Source organism: Exiguobacterium sp. s189 (assembly GCF_018617615.1).
In the GTDB taxonomy this organism is placed as follows: Bacteria; Bacillota; Bacilli; order Exiguobacteriales; family Exiguobacteriaceae; genus Exiguobacterium; species Exiguobacterium aestuarii_A.
Genome location: NZ_JACSKM010000003.1, coordinates 268,989 through 292,507, shown reverse-complemented (window position 1 = coordinate 292,507; position 23,519 = coordinate 268,989). Strand labels below are relative to the sequence as shown.

21 protein-coding genes, 1 riboswitch and 1 other annotated feature are annotated in these 23,519 nt (G+C 47.5%); of the genes, 6 read left to right on the top strand and 15 right to left on the bottom strand.

The genetic code is table 11. The features are described 5' to 3' along the window. Positions 1-28 precede the first annotated feature (28 nt). Genes pulA through pepV form a run of 5 tightly spaced genes read right to left on the bottom strand, consistent with a single transcriptional unit; the run spans position 29 to position 6,203 of the window. Entirely contained in the window at positions 29-2,194 is a 2,166-nt protein-coding gene (gene pulA, locus KNO99_RS06155; protein ID WP_214746377.1) for a type I pullulanase, read from the bottom strand. A 19-nt stretch (positions 2,195-2,213) separates the two neighbouring features. Then, on the bottom strand, positions 2,214-3,053 hold the full coding sequence (locus KNO99_RS06150; protein WP_214746374.1) for an NERD domain-containing protein: 840 nt from the start codon (positions 3,051-3,053) through the stop codon (positions 2,214-2,216). Continuing rightward, entirely contained in the window at positions 3,023-3,598 is a 576-nt protein-coding gene (gene thpR / locus KNO99_RS06145) for an RNA 2',3'-cyclic phosphodiesterase (RefSeq protein ID WP_214746371.1), read from the bottom strand. Before thpR ends, KNO99_RS06150 begins: the two co-directional genes overlap by 31 nt. 5 nt (positions 3,599-3,603) lie before the next feature. Continuing rightward, positions 3,604-4,755 (bottom strand): MFS transporter, encoded by a 1,152-nt coding sequence (locus tag KNO99_RS06140; RefSeq protein ID WP_214746367.1) that lies wholly within the window; start codon positions 4,753-4,755, stop codon positions 3,604-3,606. A gap of 59 nt (positions 4,756-4,814) precedes the next feature. Continuing rightward, on the bottom strand, positions 4,815-6,203 hold the full coding sequence (pepV, locus tag KNO99_RS06135) for a dipeptidase PepV (protein WP_371743045.1): 1,389 nt from the start codon (positions 6,201-6,203) through the stop codon (positions 4,815-4,817). 308 nt (positions 6,204-6,511) lie between these two features. Here pepV and KNO99_RS06130 point away from each other — a divergent pair, with 308 nt between their 5' ends. Together KNO99_RS06130 and KNO99_RS06125 are read left to right on the top strand one after the other, a co-directional pair. Beyond that, positions 6,512-6,733: a DeoR family transcriptional regulator gene (locus KNO99_RS06130; protein ID WP_074033475.1), complete on the top strand. Its 222-nt coding sequence runs from the start codon at positions 6,512-6,514 to the stop codon at positions 6,731-6,733. Between the two features lie 103 nt (positions 6,734-6,836). Next, positions 6,837-7,463: a DUF3885 domain-containing protein gene (locus tag KNO99_RS06125; protein WP_214746364.1), complete on the top strand. Its 627-nt coding sequence runs from the start codon at positions 6,837-6,839 to the stop codon at positions 7,461-7,463. A gap of 70 nt (positions 7,464-7,533) precedes the next feature. Here KNO99_RS06125 and KNO99_RS06120 read toward each other — a convergent pair whose 3' ends face one another. Beyond that, complete coding sequence (locus tag KNO99_RS06120; RefSeq protein ID WP_214746361.1) at positions 7,534-8,244, bottom strand: pseudouridine synthase; 711 nt, start codon at positions 8,242-8,244, stop codon at positions 7,534-7,536. Beyond that, positions 8,244-9,941, bottom strand: coding sequence for a putative polysaccharide biosynthesis protein (locus tag KNO99_RS06115; RefSeq protein WP_214746358.1), 1,698 nt, complete (start codon positions 9,939-9,941; stop codon positions 8,244-8,246). Before KNO99_RS06115 ends, KNO99_RS06120 begins: the two co-directional genes overlap by 1 nt. 143 nt (positions 9,942-10,084) lie before the next feature. Here KNO99_RS06115 and KNO99_RS06110 point away from each other — a divergent pair, with 143 nt between their 5' ends. After that, on the top strand, positions 10,085-11,350 hold the full coding sequence (locus KNO99_RS06110; protein ID WP_214693360.1) for a BaiN/RdsA family NAD(P)/FAD-dependent oxidoreductase: 1,266 nt from the start codon (positions 10,085-10,087) through the stop codon (positions 11,348-11,350). Between the two features lie 117 nt (positions 11,351-11,467). On the opposite strand, the gene KNO99_RS06105 is transcribed toward KNO99_RS06110, so the two are convergent. From KNO99_RS06105 to KNO99_RS06085, 5 genes are all read right to left on the bottom strand, one after another. Continuing rightward, the gene (locus tag KNO99_RS06105; protein WP_214746355.1) at positions 11,468-12,460 is read right to left on the bottom strand and encodes a DUF2268 domain-containing putative Zn-dependent protease; all 993 of its coding nucleotides are present in this window, start codon (positions 12,458-12,460) and stop codon (positions 11,468-11,470) included. A gap of 159 nt (positions 12,461-12,619) precedes the next feature. After that, entirely contained in the window at positions 12,620-13,132 is a 513-nt protein-coding gene (locus KNO99_RS06100) for a pyrophosphohydrolase domain-containing protein (RefSeq protein ID WP_214693364.1), read from the bottom strand. A gap of 17 nt (positions 13,133-13,149) precedes the next feature. Further along, positions 13,150-14,277: a hypothetical protein gene (locus KNO99_RS06095; RefSeq protein WP_251130970.1), complete on the bottom strand. Its 1,128-nt coding sequence runs from the start codon at positions 14,275-14,277 to the stop codon at positions 13,150-13,152. Positions 14,278-14,394: 117 nt separating this feature from the next. Then, positions 14,395-16,800 (bottom strand): leucine--tRNA ligase, encoded by a 2,406-nt coding sequence (gene leuS / locus KNO99_RS06090; RefSeq protein ID WP_214746349.1) that lies wholly within the window; start codon positions 16,798-16,800, stop codon positions 14,395-14,397. A gap of 39 nt (positions 16,801-16,839) precedes the next feature. After that, positions 16,840-17,055 (bottom strand) — a binding site (T-box leader). A 39-nt stretch (positions 17,056-17,094) separates the two neighbouring features. After that, positions 17,095-18,285 (bottom strand): MDR family MFS transporter, encoded by a 1,191-nt coding sequence (locus tag KNO99_RS06085; RefSeq protein ID WP_243834736.1) that lies wholly within the window; start codon positions 18,283-18,285, stop codon positions 17,095-17,097. Between the two features lie 179 nt (positions 18,286-18,464). Between KNO99_RS06085 and mnmL the strand changes: the two genes are divergently transcribed. Both mnmL and mnmM read left to right on the top strand, forming a co-directional pair. After that, positions 18,465-19,439 (top strand): tRNA modification radical SAM protein MnmL/YtqA, encoded by a 975-nt coding sequence (gene mnmL, locus KNO99_RS06080; RefSeq protein ID WP_214746346.1) that lies wholly within the window; start codon positions 18,465-18,467, stop codon positions 19,437-19,439. Next, a complete protein-coding gene (gene mnmM / locus KNO99_RS06075) occupies positions 19,393-19,965 on the top strand; it encodes a tRNA 5-(aminomethyl)-2-thiouridylate-methyltransferase MnmM (RefSeq protein WP_214746343.1) in 573 nt (190 codons plus the stop codon). The genes mnmL and mnmM overlap by 47 nt, the downstream gene beginning before the upstream one ends. Before the next feature lie 31 nt (positions 19,966-19,996). Here mnmM and KNO99_RS06070 read toward each other — a convergent pair whose 3' ends face one another. Continuing rightward, positions 19,997-20,710 carry an alpha/beta hydrolase gene (locus KNO99_RS06070; RefSeq protein WP_074033486.1) on the bottom strand — a complete coding sequence of 238 codons (714 nt, stop codon included), beginning with the start codon at positions 20,708-20,710 and terminating at the stop codon, positions 19,997-19,999. Between the two features lie 88 nt (positions 20,711-20,798). Next, a complete protein-coding gene (locus KNO99_RS06065; protein ID WP_214746340.1) occupies positions 20,799-21,269 on the bottom strand; it encodes a GNAT family N-acetyltransferase in 471 nt (156 codons plus the stop codon). Between the two features lie 164 nt (positions 21,270-21,433). Here KNO99_RS06065 and KNO99_RS06060 point away from each other — a divergent pair, with 164 nt between their 5' ends. Beyond that, on the top strand, positions 21,434-21,955 hold the full coding sequence (locus tag KNO99_RS06060; RefSeq protein ID WP_214746338.1) for a hypothetical protein: 522 nt from the start codon (positions 21,434-21,436) through the stop codon (positions 21,953-21,955). Between the two features lie 44 nt (positions 21,956-21,999). Here KNO99_RS06060 and metK read toward each other — a convergent pair whose 3' ends face one another. Then, the gene (gene metK / locus KNO99_RS06055; protein WP_214746335.1) at positions 22,000-23,208 is read right to left on the bottom strand and encodes a methionine adenosyltransferase; all 1,209 of its coding nucleotides are present in this window, start codon (positions 23,206-23,208) and stop codon (positions 22,000-22,002) included. A gap of 132 nt (positions 23,209-23,340) precedes the next feature. Further along, positions 23,341-23,460: riboswitch (SAM riboswitch) on the bottom strand. Between the last annotated feature and the right edge of the window lie 59 nt (positions 23,461-23,519).

The window sequence follows — 23,519 nt, the reverse complement described above, 5'->3', positions numbered from 1 at the left end:
CTTGAATTAAAGAGATACAATCAACATCTTAACACGCGAGAATCGTCATTGACAACGACTCGACTTGAATGTGTGACGGGTTTCTTTCGATTGGGACGAGGCTAGCAGTCTCCCCCTGAACGTAGACGTTCCATTTCGCATCGCTCTCGAATGACAGTTTTTCGAACGTTCCATTAATATATACGCGTACCCGCTGCCAAGCGTCATACGAGTGGCTCGCCGTCAGTTCATAAATGATGACGCCCGGCGGCGACGGCAAGAATGTGAAATGGTCAATGACTTCCTGACGTGAATCGTAACGGAAACACGTATGCAGTCGTCGCAGTTTCAAAAGTGTCTTCACATACTCGATCTCACTGATTCGCGCATCGCGTAAGTCCCAATCGAAGTGATTGATGTGGTCTGGTGAATTATAGCTATTCTCTACGCCATGCTTCGTTCGACCGAACTCTTGACCCGCATGGATAAACGGAATCCCTTGAGACGTGATGACGACTGCATTAGCGAGTCGCTGCATTGCGAGGCGAGTCGCTTCATCAACCCCTTCACACGACAACTGTAATTTGTCATAAATCGTATAATTGTCATGAGCTTCGGCATAGTTGATTGAATACGTCGGACTCGGGAATCGTCCGACCGTCACGTTCGGGATATGGACGGCCCCAGTCAGACATTCACGGAGCTCCCATTCTCGCCACTCATTTCCTGAAATGAATCCACGTTCTCGATCATTGAAGGTTGACCCTTTTAAGGCATCCCGAATCATATCGTTGAAGTGTCCGATTCGAGGCATTCGGGCTGCATTTTGCGAAGTCGCCTTTAAGGACTGTCCGAGCGGTGTCGCCAAGTCCCACCCCTCTCCATACACAAGGATGGACGGGTCAACTTTATCAAGGGCGGCTCGCACCTGATTCATCGTCTCGACGTCATGGATTCCCATCAAGTCGAAACGGAATCCGTCCACTCGATAAGTTGTCGCAAAGTATGAGACGAAGTCGACAATCATTCGCCGCATCATATAACGTTCCGATGCCGTATCATTCCCGACACCGGTCCCGTTTGCGACCGTTCCGTCATGCTCATACCGAAAATAATAATAAGGAACGAGAGCCTCGAGCGGAGAATGTTCACGAATATAGATGTGATTCATCACGACGTCTGTGACGACACGGAGACCTGACCGGTGAAGATCCGCGACAAGTGACGCGTACTCGAATACCCGACTCATCGGAACATCCGGGCTAGAGGCGTAACTTCCTTCAAGGCTGAACCAATGAATCGGGTCGTAACCCCAGTTATACGGCATGCGTGTCGCTTCATCGACACTTCCAAAATCATGAACGGGTAACAATTGGACATGGGTCACGCCGAGTTCTTTTATATAATCAAGTCCTGCACTGTGACCGTCTTTCGTCTGAACTCCCTTTTCACTCACCCCTCCATATAGACCTTTCAGTTGGCTCAACGATGAAGGGTGGCTTGTAAAGTCTCGGATGTGCAGTTCATAAATAACAGCATCGGTCGCTTTCCAAAGAGGTGGACGCGGAGCTTCATCGACTTGTTCATTCACAAATCGTTCCACGTCCATCAATACCCCGTACTCTCCGTTCAAGCTAACGGCTCTTGCATAAGGGTCAACGACTTGTCTCGTATCGACGGGCGTCTTTACTTCTAAGCGATATAGCATCCCTTCGAACGCTTTAGGCACTTCTCCATTCCATTCCCCTCGTGTACCACGATTCATATGGAAGCGTTCGAGTTCACGGTGGTTCGTGTCGTCATGGACGGTAATCCACATCGAGAGTGCGACAGGCGACCATACGGTCACTTCCATCCCGTGTGGCGTATATGACACACCGAGTGGTCCATCATATGAGAACCGACGTTCGAACTCTTCGGAGCGCACTATTTCTCGTGGAACGATGACCGTCGTCTTTTGTCCCGGATGAAACACTGTATACATCATGTCTAAAGAAATGGGTTCATATAGTCGCAGAATTTGTTCAATCATCCCTGATTCGTTCACATGTTGTTGTTCGACCATGTAGTCGATCGGGCGTCCATTCTGTTCAATTTGTACTGGAACGGATTCATATTCGCGCACAATCTCAAGTTGTATGGTCTCAAATGATACGAAAGACGCGCTCTCAATCGTTACATGCGAGGCAGTCTTTTGATCTGGTGTATGATGCATATGCGTCCCTTCCTCTCAATCACTGATCCATAAATTGACGAAACGGCATCTTGGCTGTCACTTCTAACAATGTAGCGACATCGCGAACTTGTTGCGCTTTTACAATCGGTGCGCGCCCATTCACTTGTTTCATCCATTCTTTATACTCATTTCGTCCCACATAATGCGTCGTTCGAACGCTCGGAACGTTATCAAAATAACCATCTGTTGCAATGACGACCTTTTGAAGGACACCCGCATAGTTCGGTACAATTTGGCGAACGAGTTCTTCGGTGCGTGTCAACGCAATGAGCGGGTTCACTACACGAGTATTTTCCCCTTTCAGCGGTTGATGAACCCACGTCTTCTCTTTCGATATGTGATAGATGCTTCGGTCTCCCTCGAGCCACTCTACGATATAGAGATGCGTCGGACCGACAAGGACATGACTTAATTCAACGGTCGCACCGTTCCACTCAATGACGGGACGATAAAAGAAGAAGTGTCGTTCATTCCATTCGGAACGCATCACGCGATATGCAAAATCTCTCGTGAATGCCAAATGTGGTAAATCTGCCTCAAGTACCCCTTCACAAGCAAATTGCAGTTTTTGAATGTGTCGGCGCTCTCGAAGTAATTTCTGATACTGTGATTCGGCGAGTGGTTTCGGTTCTAGTTCAATCCGTTCCGACTTCGCCCAAAATTTCCACCACGGTCGATCGATCTCAAGCACTTCGACTGGACTCAGTCGATTGTTTTCATGAAGACGCTGCAATCGGGCCATATCGGATTCTACATATTCTAAATAGCGATTGTATTGATCTAATACATCACGTTCATATTTTGAGATTACGTCAAAAATTTTAACCGGGATTGCCATATGTCCTCCTCTGGCCGTCTTAACGGAAATACTTCAATCGCCCTATAGGACGGAGTATGATTCGGCTGCACTTCATACAGGATCACTTCTTCCACCGCCTCGGTCACGTTGAACTCGGGTGGGACGTAAGCAATCCGTTCCCTTTTGTCCCACTTTTTTGCGAGAGTGACATGAGGGACGAATGTTTTTCGGTCTAAATTCGGAATCAATGCGACGAGCTCTTGACGCAGCGCCGTCGCAAATCGCTGAAGAGCATCTGACGCATCAGGTACAATTGTCAACACGCGTGGACGGTCCGCTCTCCCGAAATGGTCGATGGTACGAAACGTCAACGTGAACGGAAGGGTTTCTTGACTGATTCTTCTAGTGATTTCTTTCACTTCATCCAGCTCTTCACCATCGATCCCCCCTAAAAATTGTATCGTCAAATGAAACTCGTCCGGTCGATAAATTCGCCGATACGAGTAATATGGTAAGATGGTTTGTTGCACAGCGGCGAGTTCGGCCGCTTCGATCGGAATCGCAATAAAATAATGCGTGCTCATCTGATTCATCCTTTCAGTGCGCGACGTGACAGTCCAATCCAAATCACTGCCCCGATTGCCGTGACAATCGTATACATCCAAAATACGCCGATGATGTCATCGAGTTCGATGATTGTACCACTCAACTTGTTGAATCCCGCTGTCGCAAGTCCTGAAGTCAACGCCATGTAAACACCGATTGCCGTTGAAGAGACTTGACGGTCGACAAGTTTCCGGACGAACTGAAGCGCGACCGGGATTAAAAGTCCGACGACGAGACCTTGTGCAATCGCCAGAATCCAAACAACCCAAATAGGTGGCTCCAATGCAAGGATTCCATTTCGCATGGCCGAGATGGCTGCCGCCCCGACGAGTACCGGGACACTGCCGAAGCGTTCTACAAATTGTGACGCCACTTTCATGAAGGGAATTTCAAACAAAACCGCGACGAGGAATAGTGTTCCGACGAGCGTCGTCGATCCCCCGCTACTTGTCACGTACAATCCAAAATAATAGTTGTTCGCATAAATTGGTCCGAAGACGAGCATGCCCCCGAGCAGAAAGAATAAGAAGGACTTATTCCATACAGCTGTCCATGAAATCGGAGCTAACGTGACGTCACGAATCGAGCTCTTTTCCGGAATCATTCGGACGAACACACTTCCGAGGATCAATAGGACGGCACTTAATACGAACGTACTAGCAAGGCCCCACGTCGTATCGGAAATCCACCCCATCGCAAACACCGCGATGGCAAAACCTGCCGACCCATACAAACGAATCGCTCCATAATCCACTTTTGAACGTGTCGTATAGTCGAGTGTCATCATATCGACGAGCGGAATGTGTGCACATTGGAATACTGACCAAATCACCATGAGCATCACAATCCATACATATGAAGTCGCTACTAAAAAAGTAAACGAAATGAGGGCTGCGCTTAACATCGCTAACATGAGCCACGCCTTCACCCGCCCGGTGCGATCGGTCAACATTCCCCAAAGTGGTTGTACACCAATCGAAAGAATGGGAAGAATGGCCACGATATTTCCGACCTGACTCGGTGTGAGTCCGAATTGATCTTGTGAAAAATATAAAGCCATGTAAGGGATCAATGCCCCTTGCGCGAAGAAAATGGCGACATATACAGATTGAAACAATCTTTTTTGCGAATTCAATGATAACTTCCTTCCTAAAGGACAGAGAGCCGACTACATCAGTCAGCTCTCCACGGTTCTTATTTAGCGAGCTCGTAAATCGCTTCAGCATAAATCGCTGCTGCGCGTAATAAATCTTCTATCTCCATATATTCATCGACCTGATGCGCCACATCTTTAGCCCCTGGGAACAATGCACCGAATGCGACCCCCGCCTCGAGTGAACGGGCGTAAGTTCCCCCACCGATTGCCATCAAGTTCGCATGCTCCCCCGTCTGACGTTCGTACACACTCGCAAGCGTCTTCACGAGCGGATGATCTTCAGCCACGTGATGTGGTGGCATATGTTGACGCGTCTTCAATTCGAAACCGAGCGACAACGCGATTTCACGTAGGTTTTGCAACCGCTCTTCAAACTTCGCCGTATAAGGGTAGCGAATGTTAACCGTAGCCGTGCGCTCATCTTCGTGATAGCGGAACACACCACCGTTGATCGTCAAATCACCTGTCTCGTCACTCGCCTCAATCCCGAGTGAAATCCCGCGAGAATCGGCAAACACATGACGAACGAGTTCAATATAGCGTTCCCCTTGAATATCGAGAGGAAGGTGCAACAGGAATCCAGCGAGGACGTAGGCCGCGTTGATCCCGTTATCCGGTTCCATCGCGTGTGCCGCTTTCCCTTTCATCGTGAACGTATATGTCCCACGGTCATATACGCATGTCCCGTCTGCTTCATATTTTTCAAGATAAGCCTCGAATTTTTCTTCGAGTACCTCGTCTGTCTTCAATTCAGCTTTCGCGAAGTCCGGAACCATGTTCGGACGCTCCCCACTCGTAAATGAGAGAAGGTGATACGCCGACTCTGGTGCCCGTTGAATCGGAAGTTGTGTCAACACACCGTCATATAGCCCTTTCTCTGCGTTAATGATCGGGAAGTCCGCGTCTGGTGCAAAGCCGTATGTCGGCATCTGTTCTTGTTTAAAGTATTCGCGGACACAGCGCCATTCGCTCTCCTCGTCACAACCTGCGATCAGGCGGACACGTTTCGAGAGCGGTAACCCGAGTTCTTTGACGATGCGTAAACCATAGTAAGCAGCCATCGATGGTCCTTTATCATCATTGCTTCCGCGAGCGACGATTTTTCCGTCCGATGTAATCGTCGGATTGAACGCACCATACGTCCATCCTTCACCTGCAGGGACGACATCAAGGTGACATAAGATTCCGACGATATCCTCACCATCCCCATACTCCAAGTGTCCTGCATATCCACCGACGTCCTTCGTTTTAAAGCCATCTCGCTCACCAAGCTCAAACATGTAATCGAGCGCTTTTCGAACCTCTGGCCCGAATGGCATGTTCGGCGCGGCTTTTGATTCATCGAGCACGCTAGGGATTTGTAGTAATCCTTTTAAATCTTCTAAAAATGCATCTTTACGATTGTCGACTTCTTGTCTCCAATTCATGTTCATCTCCCCTTTTGCGAATGTTCTCTCCCTTACTAGTATATCCAAATGAATGAAAGACGAACATTCATTTAGAAAAGTTTTTTTCGTTCGTGTTTGACCTTGTTTTAAATACAAAAAAACAATCTTCATTCGATATTTACGTTCATAATCAAATCTTTACAAACAGATTGTTCGTGCTTTCTGCTTGCATTTTTGTACAGGAGCGGTATACTAAAGGTGTAATTTTAGAAAATAACAATTTTATATTTCATTTTGTCGTCTGTAGGTATGGTTTATCATTATTCTACACATTGGGAGGTTATCCAATGAAAGGCTCAACAGATCGGATGTTAACGCGCATCAAGTCCATTTATTTGTTCATCAATGAAAGGGAGACAGTTACCACTTCAGAACTAGTAGAAGAGTTCGGTATTACGTCGCGCACTGTGCAACGTGATTTGAACGTGCTTGAGTACAATAATCTTGTGGAGAGCCCTAGCCGTGGCACGTGGACTTCATCGAAACGTTCACTCAAGACGGCAAATTGAAACGTATATGTAGATTCAAGAGACCTGACATTCAGGTCTCTTTTTTATGAAAGAAGGTCTTGTGGTTTTGGATTGTATCAAATGTTCAAGATGAGGTGATGATGTGAAAGAAGAAATAATGAAGTACATAGATAATCATTTTTCAAACCGCTCTGGAGAAGTCCATCTAAGATTCGAACTCGGCGAACCGTATAAAAACGGAACGGATGAGAGAATAGAGCAAGTGGTAAAAAGAGTGACAACATTGTTCGAGGAAGTGTTTCAATCTGATGATTACATCCATATCTTTATCAAGGATTGGAACGAAACAGAGGACATCATGTTCGGGAATACCACTCCCGAATATTTGTATGGTTTATTCATGAAGCAACAGATTGAAGAAGAAACGTTATTCGAATTAGATGAAGATATAGACGAAAAAACAGGGGAAATTATAGAAATCAAACATGAATATAAAGCGAAATTTGTATCCTCGCAGATAAAGTCAATCTCTTACGAGAAAATCCTTAGAGGTATAGGAAATTACGAGCAAGGAAGAGAACCTTCTATTGGACAAACGGTATACTTTATAAGCACTGAAAAGAACATCGTTTTTCATATGTATGATGATCGAGGTTGTACCATAAGTTCAAATGAAGTTGAACCATTAGTCCCTTTATATCACAAATACAACGACTGGTTAGTTAACTATTGGCGTGCTGATTTTGATGCCATTTTCAAAAAGATATGATCGAAAATTAGAGCTTTTTATACAAAAAGAGAATCCGCCCAATTGGGCAGATTCCCTCTCACCTCTTTAATTATTGAAGAAACAATTGAACTTCTTCTTCCGTCAACTCACGATATGCCCCGAGCTCAAGCGTCTCATCGAGTTCAAGCTCCCCGATTTGTACACGCTCCAATCGCTCGACGTGTTTGCCTACCGCTGCGACCATTCGTTTCACTTGATGATATTTTCCTTCAGACAATGTGAGACGAATGACAGAGCGACGCCCGCTCCGACTCAAAATCTCGAGTCGGGCTGGCTTCGTCGTATATCCATCCTCTAATTCGACGCCGTTTGCAAACGACTTGATGTCGTCCACGGTCATCTCTCCATCGACTTCGGCGATATACACCTTGTCGACATGTTTTCGTGGTGACATGAGCGCATGATTGAACGCGCCGTCGTTCGTGATGAGGAGAAGGCCTGTCGTATCTTTATCGAGCCGTCCGACCGGGAAAAGGTCGTAATGGGCATACTCCGGATCAATTAACTCGATGACTGTCGTCTCGACTTGATCTTCCGTCGCACTGATGACCCCTTCCGGCTTGTTCATCATGAAATAGATGAATGGACGATATTCAACGACTTCCCCGAACACCGTGACTCGCTCTGATTCTGGGTTAACGTGCCGTTTCGCATCTTTTACAGGTGCATCATCGACTCGTACTGCCCCTTGTTTTAATAGGATTTTTACATCTTTTCGTGACCCATATCCCATGTTCGATAACAATTTATCAATTCGCATTATCCGTTCCTCCGATATTCAAAGCGTTTCCCTAATAATTTCCCTGCAAGATGGCTGCGCCAGCCGAGATATCCGTATACGAGAATCCCGACGATGACACCGACGATTGTCGCAAAGATGTCATTTCCCCAACTCGCTTCATCTTGCAACGTGACGAGAAGAGAAAGGTAAACAGCCGCAAACATCGCCGCCCCCATCAAGAACATCAAGATGGTCCGACGAAGCAATTGCTTATACGGGAAGTGAAGAGAGCGCTGAATCATCCAAACCATGAGCACGATCGCCACGATGTATCCAGCAATCGTCGCATAACCCGCACCGATGCCACCGAGCCAATAGACGAACGGCACGTTCAGGGCGAGTTTCGCCAATAGCCCCATCGATGTAGCAAAGATGGTGAAGTACTGACGGTTAATCCCTTGGAGGATCGCAGCCGCAACCGAGTAATAGGCTAAGAAGAAAGCACTCGGTGCATAATGAAGTAAATACACCCATCCTTCACGGTCTCCCGGGAACAACGTCCCAAACAGCGGCTCCGCGAGAGCCACTAGACCGATGACAGCAGGAATTGTCACGAAGAACGAGACTTGGAAAATATGATTGACTTGATTTCGTACCTTCAGCATATCTCCTGTCGTGAAGGAACGGGTCACGAGCGGGATGGTCGCCATCGAGACACTCGCCGCAATCGACACGGGGATCAATACAATTTTATGTGCGTTTCCAGTTAAGAATCCATAAGCTGAAGTCGCTTCGGATACGGTCGCACCCGAACTGAGTAATGTATTGACCATCGTCAACTGATCAATCAGCTGATAGAGAGGGGTCGATACCCCGACCATCACGATTGGGATCGAGTAACTGAGCAACTCGAGTAACAACGACTTCATCGAACGGACAGGTGTGCCCGCTGGATTATCCGTCTGACGATGGATGTCTTTTCGACGCTTCCAATACATCATGAGTACGACGAAACTACCGATCGCCCCGACAAAAGCACTGAACGTCGCAATCGTGACGGCAATGACTTTCAATCCATTCAGTTCAGTCGTCTCGACGGATTGCGTCCCTCCAAGAGCATTCGCGATTGGTCGAATGAAGTCAGAGTCCGCAAAGACGAACAAGACAAGCATCGTCCCGCTGAGAAGAAATAGAATGCGTACAATCTGTTCGACGACTTGTGAGATTGCCGTCGGAGCCATGTCTTGATGTCCTTGGAAATAACCACGAACCATACTCATCGCTGGGATGAGTAGTAACGCAAAACTGACGCTTCTCGTCACGAGTGTGAGCGAGTCAATGTATTGCTGATTGTTCTCCGAATTTCGGACCATCAGCTCGGATAGCCATGGTGCCGCAAAAAAGAGTAATAAAAAAGCGACGACACCGGTCGCAAGCATCAGCTTCATTCCTTGTCGGAACAATCGTTGACTCGTTCCGTACTCTCCTAGTGCATTGTATTTGGCGATAAATTTCGAGACGGCAACAGGAATCCCTGCCGTCGATATGGAGATCATGATTGCGTAATACGTATATGCAGCTTGATACAACGTCACTCCGGCAATCCCGACCATCGCTTGGAACGGGAATGTGTACAACAGCCCTAACATCCGGGAAATCAAGTTTCCCGCCGATAAAAGAAGCGTTCCTTTGACGAAGGAGGCTCTTCCTGAATCCTGTTTGGCGCTTGATGACATGAGGCACCTCCATCTATAAATCAACTATTCATATGAATTCGGTTTTACAAAACAACCGCTTCTCATTATACTCTTACTGTTACGGATAATAAAGTTACGATAATTTTACTAATCATATAGATGAAGAAATGAGGAGATTTTACATGAAAGATGTCATCGTCATCGGCGGAGGTCCAAGCGGACTTATGGCCACGTATGCAGCTGCAAAGAGCGGCGCATCGACCTTGTTGATTGATAAAGGGTCTAAACTCGGTCGGAAACTAGCGATTTCAGGTGGAGGGCGTTGTAATGTCACGAACCGAAAACCAATCGATGAATTGATTCAGTTCATCCCTGGGAACGGCCGCTTCTTATATAGCGCCCTCGCCCAGTTCGACAACCAATCGATTATCGACCTCTTTACAGGATTCGGCATCCCACTGAAAGAAGAGGATAACGGGCGCATGTTTCCTGTGACGGATAAGGCACAAGACGTGGTCAACACATTGCTTCGTGCCATTGAAGACCTCGGTGTCGAGATTCGAAAAAAAGCAGAAGTTAAAACGCTTCATTTTAATGAAGAAAACGAGTTTCACGCGGTCGAGTTGATGGACGGTGAAATGATTGAAGCGAAAGCATGTGTCGTCGCGGTCGGTGGACAATCCGTCCCCCACACCGGGTCGACGGGTGACGGTTATCCGTGGGCACAAAAAGCCGGGCATACGATTACGGAACTATTCCCGACAGAAGTGCCGATCAAGTTGAACGATTCGTTCATCGGAACGAAACAACTTCAAGGATTATCGTTACGTGACGTCGCGTTGACGGTACACGGCAAAAAGGGGAAAGCCATCAAGACGCACCAAGGTGACATGATTTTTACCCATTTCGGGATCTCTGGTCCAATCGCACTCCGTTGCAGTCAATACACAATCAAAGAGCGGAAGCGCAGCAAAGAGCAAGTCGTCCTTTTGTCACTCGACTTCTTCCCGGACACATCACGAGATGCGCTCGTCCAAGAACTGTGGAACCAAGTGCAGAGCCAACCGAAGCGTGCCGTTAAAAACGTATGGAAAGGCTATATCCCCGAGCGACTTCTTGACTTGTTGCTAGAAGAACTCGCATTTGGAGAAGAAGACGCCAGTCAGTTGAAGAAGCAATCCGTCATTGATTTCGCAACGCGTTTAAAAATGTTCGAGATGCACGCCGTTGGGACACTCGACTTTGACAAAGCATTTGTCACAGGTGGTGGCGTTTCGGTTAAGGAAGTTGCGCCACAGACGATGATGTCAAAGAAAGCACCAGGTCTCTTCTTTGCCGGTGAAGTGCTCGACATTCATGGATACACAGGTGGCTACAACATCACGGCTGCCTTCACAACGGGACATTGTGCCGGATCGCACGCAGCTGAACTGGCGACAGAGCGATAAAGGGTTCGGCCCAACGCATCGTCTGCGTTCTATCGTGATCACTAAAGCATATATGCACAATCAAAAGGCTTGATCCTGTCTCATTCAGGGTCAAGCCTTTTAACATTCTTTTTCAACTTAATTTTCCAATCCCATCACATCTCGATATTTATATCCTTCTAAAATTTCATGACCTTCTTTGAACGTCCATTCGGGAATCGACAGCTCTGGGTGCGCCGTCAAATAGTCATGGAGCACATCCCTCCCTAGAATATAGTTACTCCAACGTGGCATATCTTTTTGATAATTACCAACTGCAAAATCGGTATAGGTTGTTTCATAATCATTCACTCGGCTCGCGATGTGTTCCATGGTCGCTTCATCAATCTCTACATTCCACGGGGGAGTCACATCTTTGACGATGTGATCAGCAAACGTATCGGCTTTTCCTTCAATGATGACAGAATCGAGAATTGTTTTAAGACGGAACCCAGGGTGATTCTGAACAATCAGATGATGATACTCGTGAGCCGTCGTATAGGCTAGCACACCTTTATCAAAATCTGTATCGAGAAACAAGATGAATGCGTCCTTGTACGCCGCTCCTGCTACACCTTTCAACGGTTCACTATCGTAGAAAAATTCAGGATTATAAGGGGCAACAAACACCGTACCTTTCTTTTTAGGAAAGATTTGATTTGAATCTGCGTATGTTGATGCAATAATCTCTTTAATCTCGTCATGCTGATTGATCAACGAATCCAGTTGCTTTAGCAATTGTTGCTTATGAGGGGTCGGCTTTAGTGAAAAATCAGTTTTCAATATGGATGTATCAATCTTTTCTTCCTCTCCGACCTCCCCTATGTAATCTAGTACATATTTCTTGAAGTTCTGTTTGTTCTCCTCCGCATCGGTTGTTTCAAGGGATGCATTCAAATATTGTTGGTATTGGGTGTAAAGTGGGACGATTGTCAATTCATTCTCTTCGTTGATTTTTATCGTTTCGATTGAAACGTCAGGCTCAGACGTTTTAGATTCTGACGTTTTTTCATCATCACTACATGATGCTAACAGAAGTACTGAACTACAACATAGAATACCGAATAATTTTTTCAGCTGAATGACCTCCATCTCAATGATTAATATTCATCGTTCGCTTACTTATGTTAAATTATACCATTAATTACTCTCATGACCTTCCTAATCTCATCTAATACCATGATGTCATTATGACCTTCACAACAAAAAACGACTCAAACCCTTTCTAATGAGGGCTCAAGCCGTTTGTGATTATTCTTTCCCTGCAATTTGACGACGCACTTCTTTTTCTAGCTCCGGCTCCGGAGGCATCCAACCTTCAGGTTTCATAACTTTGTTGTCCGACTCGCGTAAAATCGGTTTCCCGTCCGGTCCAAGCTTCGCCATATTGGCACGCTGGACGATTTCAAACAACGGAACGGGATCAAGTCCGAGTTCAACGAAACTGCCCATCACAAAATATAACGCATCCGTTAACGCATCCCCTTGACCAACGAGGCGTTCCACATCATCTGACGGTGGTGCGTCTTGTAATGATTTTTGGACCGCTTTTTGGAAGCCTTCTTGGAATTGCTCGATGGCCTGTAAGAACTCTTCTTCAGTCTGTGACGATTGGTGTAAAAATTCAACGACCGCTTCCTCTGCCGTCCAAACCGATCGTTTTGTCGCACGATCAAGTGTCAACGGTTGCGGAGATTTTGCTCCTGGATGTCCGAAAGTCTCGTGGAATTGTTTCACTTCTTCAAAAAAGTAACGTTTGCTCATCTGTTCTTCCCCCATTGTTAGTCCACGGAAACGAATGCATCCAAATCGAATACTTCCGGGTGGACGATTGCAAAGATTTCATTGTCTTGTAAAAACATGCCGGTCGAGTCATACACGCGAGGTGTCACCATCTGACCGTTGATGGTACCTTCTTCCGGGTTGACCGTATAGAGGACGAGCTCTTCCGAGTCGAGCACGTATATTCGGCCTTGTCGCTCGACAAGCCCAACGCCTTCGAATCGCTCAAACTTTTGCTGGATTGAGGCGCTCATCCCGTCAGCCGATAACGCTTGACGCGAATCGAGCATCCATTCCGTTTCCGGTTCTTTTTCCTCGACTGCCTCATCTGGCGTATCCTGTTCATTCTCAGGTGCCTCTTCTTCCGCAACGGCTGTGTCACTAGAGACACCGTCACTCGTCGAAACGTTTTCTGTTGTCGTTTCTTCTGTTGATTCTTCAGTGCCTTCAACATTATCATCAGATTCTGTCGATTCTTCTAACTCGTTTTCCGCAGGCGCTTCCGGTTCAATTTCACGCTCTTCGATATAGAGGAGCTCAAGGTCCGGCGTGTCTGCTAATCGATTCATCATGAACAGACGATTCGATTCTCGGTCATAGCCGAGACCAAAGATTCGGTCTTCCGATACGAGACCTTTGATTTGTTTTCGCGGTCGTTCGCCCCAACGTCCTTCTTCCCGCTCAATCGTGATGAGCGTCCCGTTTGCTGTCACCGCATATACGAGGTTCTCTTCGACCATCCGCATCCCGATAAAGTCATCGAGGCGCATCTGTCCCGTATTTTCGAGTTGAAGCACTGAGTTGACGCGTGTGCCGTTCCCGCTCACTTCGAAAAATTCAGCCTGCTCGGTAAGCACGAGATAGGCCCCGATCGTATCGCTATAGTACACTTCATCGATCTGGTTGATTTGCTCGAGCGCATCGGTCGTATCAATATCTTCGTCATCTTGTGCTGCCTCCACAGGTGGGAGGGATGCCGTTTGATGACTCGTTTGAATGTCGATTTTTTCAAATGTCGAGGCGACCTGCCGCTGAATCTCTTCATCAGAGAAGACAAAGACATAGCAAAGGATCACGCCGACCACGACAGCACATAGTGTCGTGTATAGCACATAAGAACGTTTCATGGACATGTCGTCCCCTTCTACTTCAGTATCGCCCTTTAGTGTATCAAAACCGACCGTAAAAGAAAATGACCTCACCAAAAAGAAAAGAATGTGCGACAATGTCACACATTCTTTCGATTATCCAACTACGATATTGACGAGTTTTCCAGGGACGACAATGACTTTACGAACCGTCTTGCCTTCTGTGAACTCTTGGACACGCTCGTTGCCGAGTGCCTCCGCTTCAAGCGCTTCTTTTGATGCGTCACGCGAAACGTGCATTTTCGCACGAAGTTTCCCGTTTACTTGAATGACGACTTCAATCGTGTCACTCACAAGTTTTGACTCATCGTACGTCGGCCAAGCCGCATACGTCAACTCTTCCGTCATGCCCATCTTCTCCCACAACTCTTCAGACAAGTGTGGAGCGACCGGTGAAAGCATCTTGATGAAGTCGACCATTTGCGATTTTGGCAACGTCTCTTGCTTATTCGCTTCATTGACAAAGACCATCAACTGAGAGATTGCTGTGTTGAAGCGAAGTGCTTCATAGTCTTCAGTGACTTTTTTCACCGTCTGATGATACGTACGTTCAAAGTCGGCAGTCGGTGCCACGTCCGCAAAGTTCGTTTGATCGAACAAACGCCATACGCGGTCGAGGAAGCGACGTGCCCCGTCAAGACCATTCGTTGACCATGCGATTGCTGCGTCAAGTGGTCCCATGAACATTTCATAAAGACGGAGTGTATCGGCTCCGTGTGACTTCACGATATCGTCTGGGTTGACGACGTTCCCACGAGATTTTGACATCTTCTCGTTGTTCTCACCGAGGATCATCCCTTGGTTGTAGAGTTTTTGGAACGGCTCGTTCGTTGGGACGACACCGATATCAAAGAGGACTTTATGCCAGAAACGTGCATAGAGCAAGTGAAGAACGGCATGTTCCGTACCACCGATATACAAGTCGACTGGAAGCCAACGTTTGAGTTTTTCAGGGTCCGCAATCATTTCTTCGTTATCTGGATCGATGTAACGGATATAGTACCAGCAGCTACCTGCCCATTGTGGCATCGTGTTCGTCTCGCGACGACCTTTTTCCCCTGTGACAGGATCTGTGTACGTCAACCACTCTTCTGCGTTCGCAAGTGGCGACTCACCCGTACCAGACGGTTTGATTTCATCGATGATCGGAAGTTCGAGCGGAAGCTCTTCGACCGGTACCGTCTTCATCGTTCCGTCTTCCATGTGAACGACCGGAATTGGCTCGCCCCAGTAACGTTGACGACTGAACAACCAGTCACGAAGACGGTATGTCGTCTTCGCACGACCTGTACCAGCAGCTTCGAGTTCTTCAATGATTGTCTTGATCGCATCGGCTTTATTAAGACCGTTCAAGCTACCTGAGTTGACGTGTTCTCCGTCTTCGACGTAAGCCGCCTCTTCCACGTTTCCACCTTTGACGACTTCACGGATTGGGAGGTCGAACGTTTTCGCAAACTCATAATCACGCTCGTCGTGTCCAGGAACGGCCATGACTGCACCTGTCCCGTATGTCGAGAGGACATAGTCTGCTGTCCAGATCGGAAGTTTCTCACCGTTTACCGGGTTGATCGCATAAGCGCCCGTGAAGACTCCTGTCTTCTCTTTAGCAAGGTCTGTACGCTCGAGGTCCGTTTTCTTTGAAACTTCCTCGATGTATGCTTCTACTGCCGTTGATTGTTCAGGCGTTGTGATCACTTTCGTGAACGGATGCTCTGGTGCGAGCGTCACATATGTCGCTCCGTGAAGTGTGTCCGGACGTGTCGTGAAGACTGTGACAATCTTGTCGTGACCGTCGACTTTGAAGTCGACCTCGGCACCGACCGATTTCCCGATCCAGTTGCGTTGCATCTCTTTTACGCTCTCTGGCCAGTCAAGACCTTCCAAGTCTTCAAGCAAACGCTCCGCGTATTCTGTGATGCGAAGCACCCACTGTTTCATCGGGACACGGTATACCGGGTGGTTCCCACGCTCTGACAAGCCGTCGATGACTTCTTCGTTCGCAAGGACCGTACCGAGTGCAGGGCACCAGTTAACGGCAACTTCGTCGACGTATGCGAGGTCACGCTCGAACAATTGCGTGAAGATCCATTGTGTCCATTTATAGTATTTCGGGTCCGTCGTGCTGATTTCACGGGCCCAGTCATACGAGAAACCGAGTTCTTTCAACTGACGGCGGAACGTCTCGATGTTACGCGCTGTGAATTCGCGTGGGTCGTTCCCTGTGTCAAGTGCGTATTGTTCGGCAGGAAGACCGAACGCATCCCAGCCGATCGGGTGAAGGACGTTATATCCTTGCATCCGCTTCATACGAGCGATGATATCCGTCGCCGTGTAACCTTCCGGGTGACCAACGTGAAGGCCGGCACCTGATGGATACGGGAACATATCAAGGACGTAGAAACAATCCTTCTCCGGGTCTTCTGTCGTTTTGAATGCGTCTTTCTCTTCCCAACGCTTTTGCCATTTCGGCTCGATTTCTTGATGTTTAAAATAGCTCAACATTCTTCCTCCTCTGCATAATAAAAAGCCTTCCGTCCCCGAAAATGGGACGAAAGGCTTGAAAGCTCTCCGCGGTACCACCCATGTTGCATTGCTGCCACTTGAGACGCCGATAACGAGGCGTAACCCCGGTTTTCCCTACTCGGTTCAGGAAAACAGCTCCAAGGCGAGTTCACGACCTCCATTTATCGATTCACACCAACCATCGACTCTCTTTGAAACGGAACGTTCGCTACTAATCCTCTTCATCGCTTGCTATTCATCGTAGTCTATTTTAGCCCATTCTGAAATTCAACGTCAACTTGATTTTTCAGCGACGCGAATGTCTTTCATAATGACGAATAGAGTAAGGGCGAACGTAGCGAGCAGAAGAAGCATGCCGAAGACCGCAGTAATACCGAACATGTCATAGACAAATCCAGACAATGTAGGCCCAATCATCCGGCCGACTGATGCTGCGATATTGACGAGTCCCTGATATTGTCCTGCTTTACCAGGCGGTGCGAGTTTCGCCGCAATCGTCGGGACTGCTGGCCAGACGAACATTTCCCCGATTGTCATGACGACCATCGCGACCATGAACATACCAAATCCGCCTGCGAACGGCACGATCAAGAAAGCACCGAGGAAAATCGAGGCTCCGATAATCAGTTGACGTTTTAAGTCATCCTCAAATTGTCGCAAGACACGGTTGAGTAACGGCTGTGCAAATACGATCATTGCCCCGTTCACCGTCCAAAGCAGTGAATATTGGCTGATCGTGACACCAAGGTCTTTCGAATGAACGGCGATCGTCCCTTGCCACTGAACGTACACGAACCAAAGCACGGCGTAACCGACGGCGACATACCACATCGACTTCATCGTAGCGCTCGAGAGCGTCGTGGCTGCTGCCTCTAGTTGCGACTGAACGACCGGACGTGCCGGGTTTTTCAAGTAACGAAGTCCAAATAAAAGGACCACGACAAATAAGACCGACAAGAAGAAGTTCGCATAAAAGATCCACTCGATGTTCAAGCGCGCGATTTGACCACTCATGGCCGTACCGAGTGCGACACCTACGTTTTGCGCAACATAAATCGCGTTGAACGAACGGCGTCCACCTTCTGGCCAGATGAGTCCCGCAAACGCGTAAACGGTCGGAAAGACGAGTCCACCTGAGAACCCAATCATACCGAGCCACACCAAATAGCCGAAGAACGTGGCGTGGAACAGTAAAAATCCGAGTGAGCTCGCAAGCAACAAACCGACAGAAATCATGAGCGTCATCTTTCCACCGATTCGGTCGAATAATGTCCCTCCGATGTAGTTTCCGACGATTGCGAGTGCGGAGTTCACAAGAAGTGCCACCCCAGCAAGTGTCATCGACTCACCTAAAAAATCATGAATATACAGTGTGTTAAATGGCCATAAAAAAGACGCCGCCGTTGTATTGAGCGCCATCGCAATGACTAGAATCCATACCGAAATTGGCATTTTATTGTTCACACCAAGTCCTCCTTTCATTCCTCTTTCACATCAAAAAAAATCGGCACAAATGGCCGAATCGACAAGATTTCCTTATCAAACCTAAACGAATGCCAAAGAAGTGTCAAGAAAAATTACTTATTATGAAGTTTTATCATTTTTCATTTGTGATAGCATGAGCAAGGAAGGAGAGATGTTGAATGAATCCATTTGGTCAAAACCGATATCATACGTTGAACGAGGCGTATCGCCGAGAATATGGAGGAAAGGTGTTCAAAGTCCCGCTCGATGGCGGATTCACCTGTCCGAACCGTGACGGGCGCGTCTCAAAGGGAGGATGTACGTTCTGTTCAGACGACGGAAGTGGTGATTTCGCGGGAAATGCCTGCGATCCAATCCCTGTTCAGTTTGCCGAAGTGAAGACCCGTCTCCATCGGAAATGGAAAGATGCCAAGTACATCGCGTATTTCCAAGCGTTCAGTAACACGTATGCGCCAGTCGAGCGGTTACGTGAATTGTACGAGCCGGCATTAAAAGAAGATGGGGTCGTTGGACTCTCAATCGCGACACGCCCGGACTGCTTGCCAGACGACGTCGTCGCCTATTTGGCAGAGTTGAATGAACGAACGTCCCTTTGGGTAGAACTCGGACTTCAGACAATCCATGACACAACTGCGAAAAAAATCAATCGTGGACATGACTACGAGACATTTTTGAGCGGTCTTGCAAAACTTCGACGCCACAACATCCGTGTCTGTGTTCATATCATCAACGGTTTACCCGGTGAGACACTTGAGATGATGCTCGACACAGCCCGAGAAGTTGCTAAAATGGACATACAAGGAATCAAGATCCATTTACTTCACGTCTTGAAGCATACACCGCTCGCCCGTCAATACGAAAAAGGCCTACTCGACTTGATGGAGGAAGATGACTATGTCTCCCTCGTCTGCGATCAGCTCGAATGTATACCTCCCGAGGTCATCGTCCATCGTTTGACAGGAGACGGCCCACCTGACTTATTGATTGGTCCGTTTTGGAGCCGTCACAAGATGCAGGTGTTAAACAAGATCCGTGCAGAATTGGAACGACGAGATTCTTTCCAAGGAAAAAAGAAGGATGAGATGTATGGGATTAATGAGAGTACTACCGTTTGCAAAACAATTACTACATGACCATCTCGAAGAAGGACATGTCGCCATCGACATGACCGCCGGAAACGGACACGATACGCTGTTTTTGGCGAACGCAGTGGGCGAAACGGGTTATGTGTATGCCTTTGATATCCAGTCAGAAGCGGTCGCGTCCACACGCGCACGTATACAGGAAGCCGGTCTCGATGAACGGGTGTCCGTCATTCATGACAGTCACGACACGGTCCAAGCGGTTGTCGCGAACGAGACGCGCCCCATCTCCGCTGCCGTCTTCAATTTAGGTTATTTACCAGGAAGCGATAAATCCATTACGACACACGGGAATACGACGATTGCCGCATTATCTCAATTATTAGAGGTCATGACCGTCGGCGGCGTCATCGTCATCGTCATCTATCACGGACATGAGAGCGGAAAAGTCGAACGGGATGAAGTGCTTCAATACGTGGAGTCGCTTGACCAAAAACAGGCTGGCGTCCTCCGCTACGGTTTCATCAACCAAATCAATCATCCCCCATTCATCGTGGCGATTGAAAAACGCGCATAAGCAAAAGGCGACTCATTCGAGTCGCCTTCTGTCATTCTTGAATCAATTCATAAAACGTCATCAATGTCTCTGCAAACTTGGTGTTCAAACGTTCATATCCAAAATGCGGGAATCCTTCCAACCGACGGATGTACACTTGATCGCCACCAATCTTCCGGCAAACGTTTAACGTCAACTTCACGTCCGCAAATTGATCATCCGGTGCGTAGAAACAAGCAAGTGGAAGTCGTGGTAAGTGCTTCTTCTCTTCTTGATGTTCCACGATTTCTTCTTCAATCTCTCGATATTGCGCATACGTAATCTCACCGAAGCGTGACGATTCCTCGCCTCCACCAGTGAATGTCATCATCCCGAGCGGTAGGTCTGGGCGGAAACGGTCGACAGCACTCGCGACGACTTGTTTCAATCCGCCGATTTGACGAGTGGCATGCCAATCAAATAAAGGAGAGATATACGTCAAACTCCCAAGCGGCACATCATACTCTTGCAAGAGTCGGTTCGTGAAAAGTGCCCCAAGACTGAATGCCACGACATGGATCGGTAGTTTGTATTCCCCTGCCTCACGCAACGCTCGCTTGATGAGCTGTTTATGGTCATCTGCCGTCAATCCGACCGATTGGTCACGGACGACAATCACTTCGTACTCGTCTTGGAGTCGGCGAATAAAGTTCTCACTAATCCGAGACGTGAACTGTAGCGGGTACACGATGACGATGACCCCTTTTCGTGCTTCTTCATATGTCATGCTGCCGTCACCTCATTTATAGACTATGTGTATTGTATCAAAAAAACATCAGCCGCAACTGATGTTTGAAGAAAATCCGTCTGGAGGCTTAGCTCGGATGATATCGTAAATGAATAAGTTCCATCGGTTGGTCGTATACCTCTTCTTGGATCCGATTCACTTCTTTGAACGATTGATGCAAAAGGAAGGCAATCGCTTGGTCATTTGAATTTTCAACGTACACTTCCATCGGTTGCACTTTTTTCGATTGGAGATAGTTTAAAAAGGCTGCCCCATATCCGTTCCGGTGATAATCAGGGTGAAGATAAAGACGAAGCATCTCCCACATGTCACCGCGATCGATGGCATGACAAAATCCGATGACATTTTCTTCGAACTCGCCGACGATAAAATATTGCTCTCGTGCTTCTTCACTCGAACTAATTGCTCGAACAATCTCTTCTTGTCGATAAGCGCGCTCCATCGCTTTCAAACGATTCAAATCATCCTCTGAAATCGTCGCAAGTGCAATCGTTCGAATTAATGCTGCATCTTCTGGAACTGCTTCCCTCATGTTCATGACAGCTTCCCCCTTTTGGCCAATCTATTTGTATCATTCCCTATCGTCACGTTTTTATCCTGCCATTCGTTTCTTTTTCGTGACGATTCATAAGAAAACGTTATGTCAGCAATCGACTAGGGTATAACACTATCAATGCCAATCACATGAAGGAGTGGAACAACATGGAACCAAAATTAGAGCATGATCCGAAAGTCGAACAAACAGAGAAACCGAACCGTCAATTTGACCAAATGGATGCAGGAGGTCCAAAAATCAGCGTTGTGACCGGGATGTTACTCGGTGCCCTCGTCGGTGGTCTCCTCGCCTTACTTAGCTCTTCGAATCGGGAGCAGACGAAACAATCGCTTACGAATGCAAAATCTTCGGTCGGAGGCATGGTGAATGAAGTCAAACAAGACCCAGCCGGGAAGGCATCTCAAGTGATCGAACAAGTGAAGACCGCTTCTGGCAAGATTCAGGAAGTCTCCACAGACGTCCAAAACGTATATGAAAAAGTGGTCGGAGAAGTCGATACGGTCAAAGAAGACGTCAATAAAATCGTCGAGACGGCCCAAGAAGCTAAATCTGATTTACAAGACATCGGTGAAAAAGTCGTCGAAGCGAAGGATACTGCGCTTGGACAAGAAACCACTTCAACTGATTCGTCATCGAATGACAATAAACAGACACCACCAACGACTTGAACCTAAAAAAAACGACCTTTCCGCGGAAAGGTCGTTTTTGTTGATTACGCGAAACGCTTCGCGCCTTCTTCAAGAACTGCTGCTTTATCTGTTTGCTCCCATGGGAGTTCGATATCTGTACGACCGAAGTGACCGTAAGCTGCTGTTTGCTTGTAGATCGGACGGCGAAGGTCAAGCATCTTGATGATGCCTGCTGGACGGAGGTCGAAGTTCTCACGAACGAGTTCAACGAGCTCTGTTTCGCTCAATTTACCAGTGCCGAACGTGTCGACTGCGATTGATACCGGGTGTGCTACCCCAATCGCGTAAGCGAGTTGAACTTCTGCTTTATCCGCAAGTCCTGCTGCAACGATGTTTTTCGCTACATAACGAGCTGCGTATGCTGCTGAACGGTCAACTTTTGTAGGATCTTTACCAGAGAATGCGCCACCGCCGTGACGAGCGTATCCACCGTACGTGTCGACGATGATTTTACGTCCTGTAAGACCTGCATCTCCTTGTGGTCCACCGATTACGAAGCGACCAGTCGGGTTGATGAAGTATTTTGTTTCAGCATCGATGAGTTCAGCCGGGATGACTGCTTCGATGACATACTTTTTCAAGTCTTCTTGAATTTGCTCGAGTGTGATCTCTTCTGCGTGTTGTGTCGAGATAACAATCGTGTCGATGCGAACAGGGTTGTTGTCCTCATCGTACTCAACCGTTACTTGCGTCTTACCATCCGGACGGAGGTAATCAAGCGTACCGTTCTTACGAACTTCAGCAAGACGACGTGATAATTTGTGCGCCAATGAGATTGGAAGCGGCATGAGTTCAGGTGTCTCGTTTGTCGCGTATCCGAACATGAGACCTTGGTCACCTGCTCCGATTGCATCGAGTTCCTCTTCAGTCATCTGACCTTCACGTGCTTCGAGAGCTTGGTCAACACCTTGCGCGATGTCTACTGATTGCTCGTCAATCGACGTCAAGACTGCACATGTTTCTGCATCGAAACCATATTTCGCACGTGTGTATCCGATTTCACGGATTGTTTCACGGACAACTTTCGGGATATCCACGTAAGTTGACGTTGTGATTTCACCAGCTACGAGTACAAGACCCGTTGTGACAGACGTTTCTGCCGCAACACGGGCATTCGGGTCTTCCGCTAAAATGGCATCCAAAATCGAGTCAGAGATCTGATCACAAATTTTATCTGGATGTCCTTCAGTAACCGACTCTGAAGTAAAAAGTCGACGGTTCAATTTTGACATTCAAAAAACCTCCTATAATAAGGGTGATATGTGGACGGTACTCGTTCCCCTTACGCGTTGCTTTGGGACGGTAATGAAAAAAACCTCCCCCGATGACATACATGGGGAAAGGTTGAATCGTTCTTCCTTACCCTCTTATCGTTCGAAGCTAATGGCTTCGCTTCAGGATAGCACCTTTTCCGCACAAGACTTCATGTCGGACGGTTGCTGGGCTTCGTAGGGCCTTGTTCCCTCCACCGCTCAGAATAAGAGTATCCGTTACGAAAACCATCATATAAATGACGCTCGATTATGTCAAGGGAATCGGACGA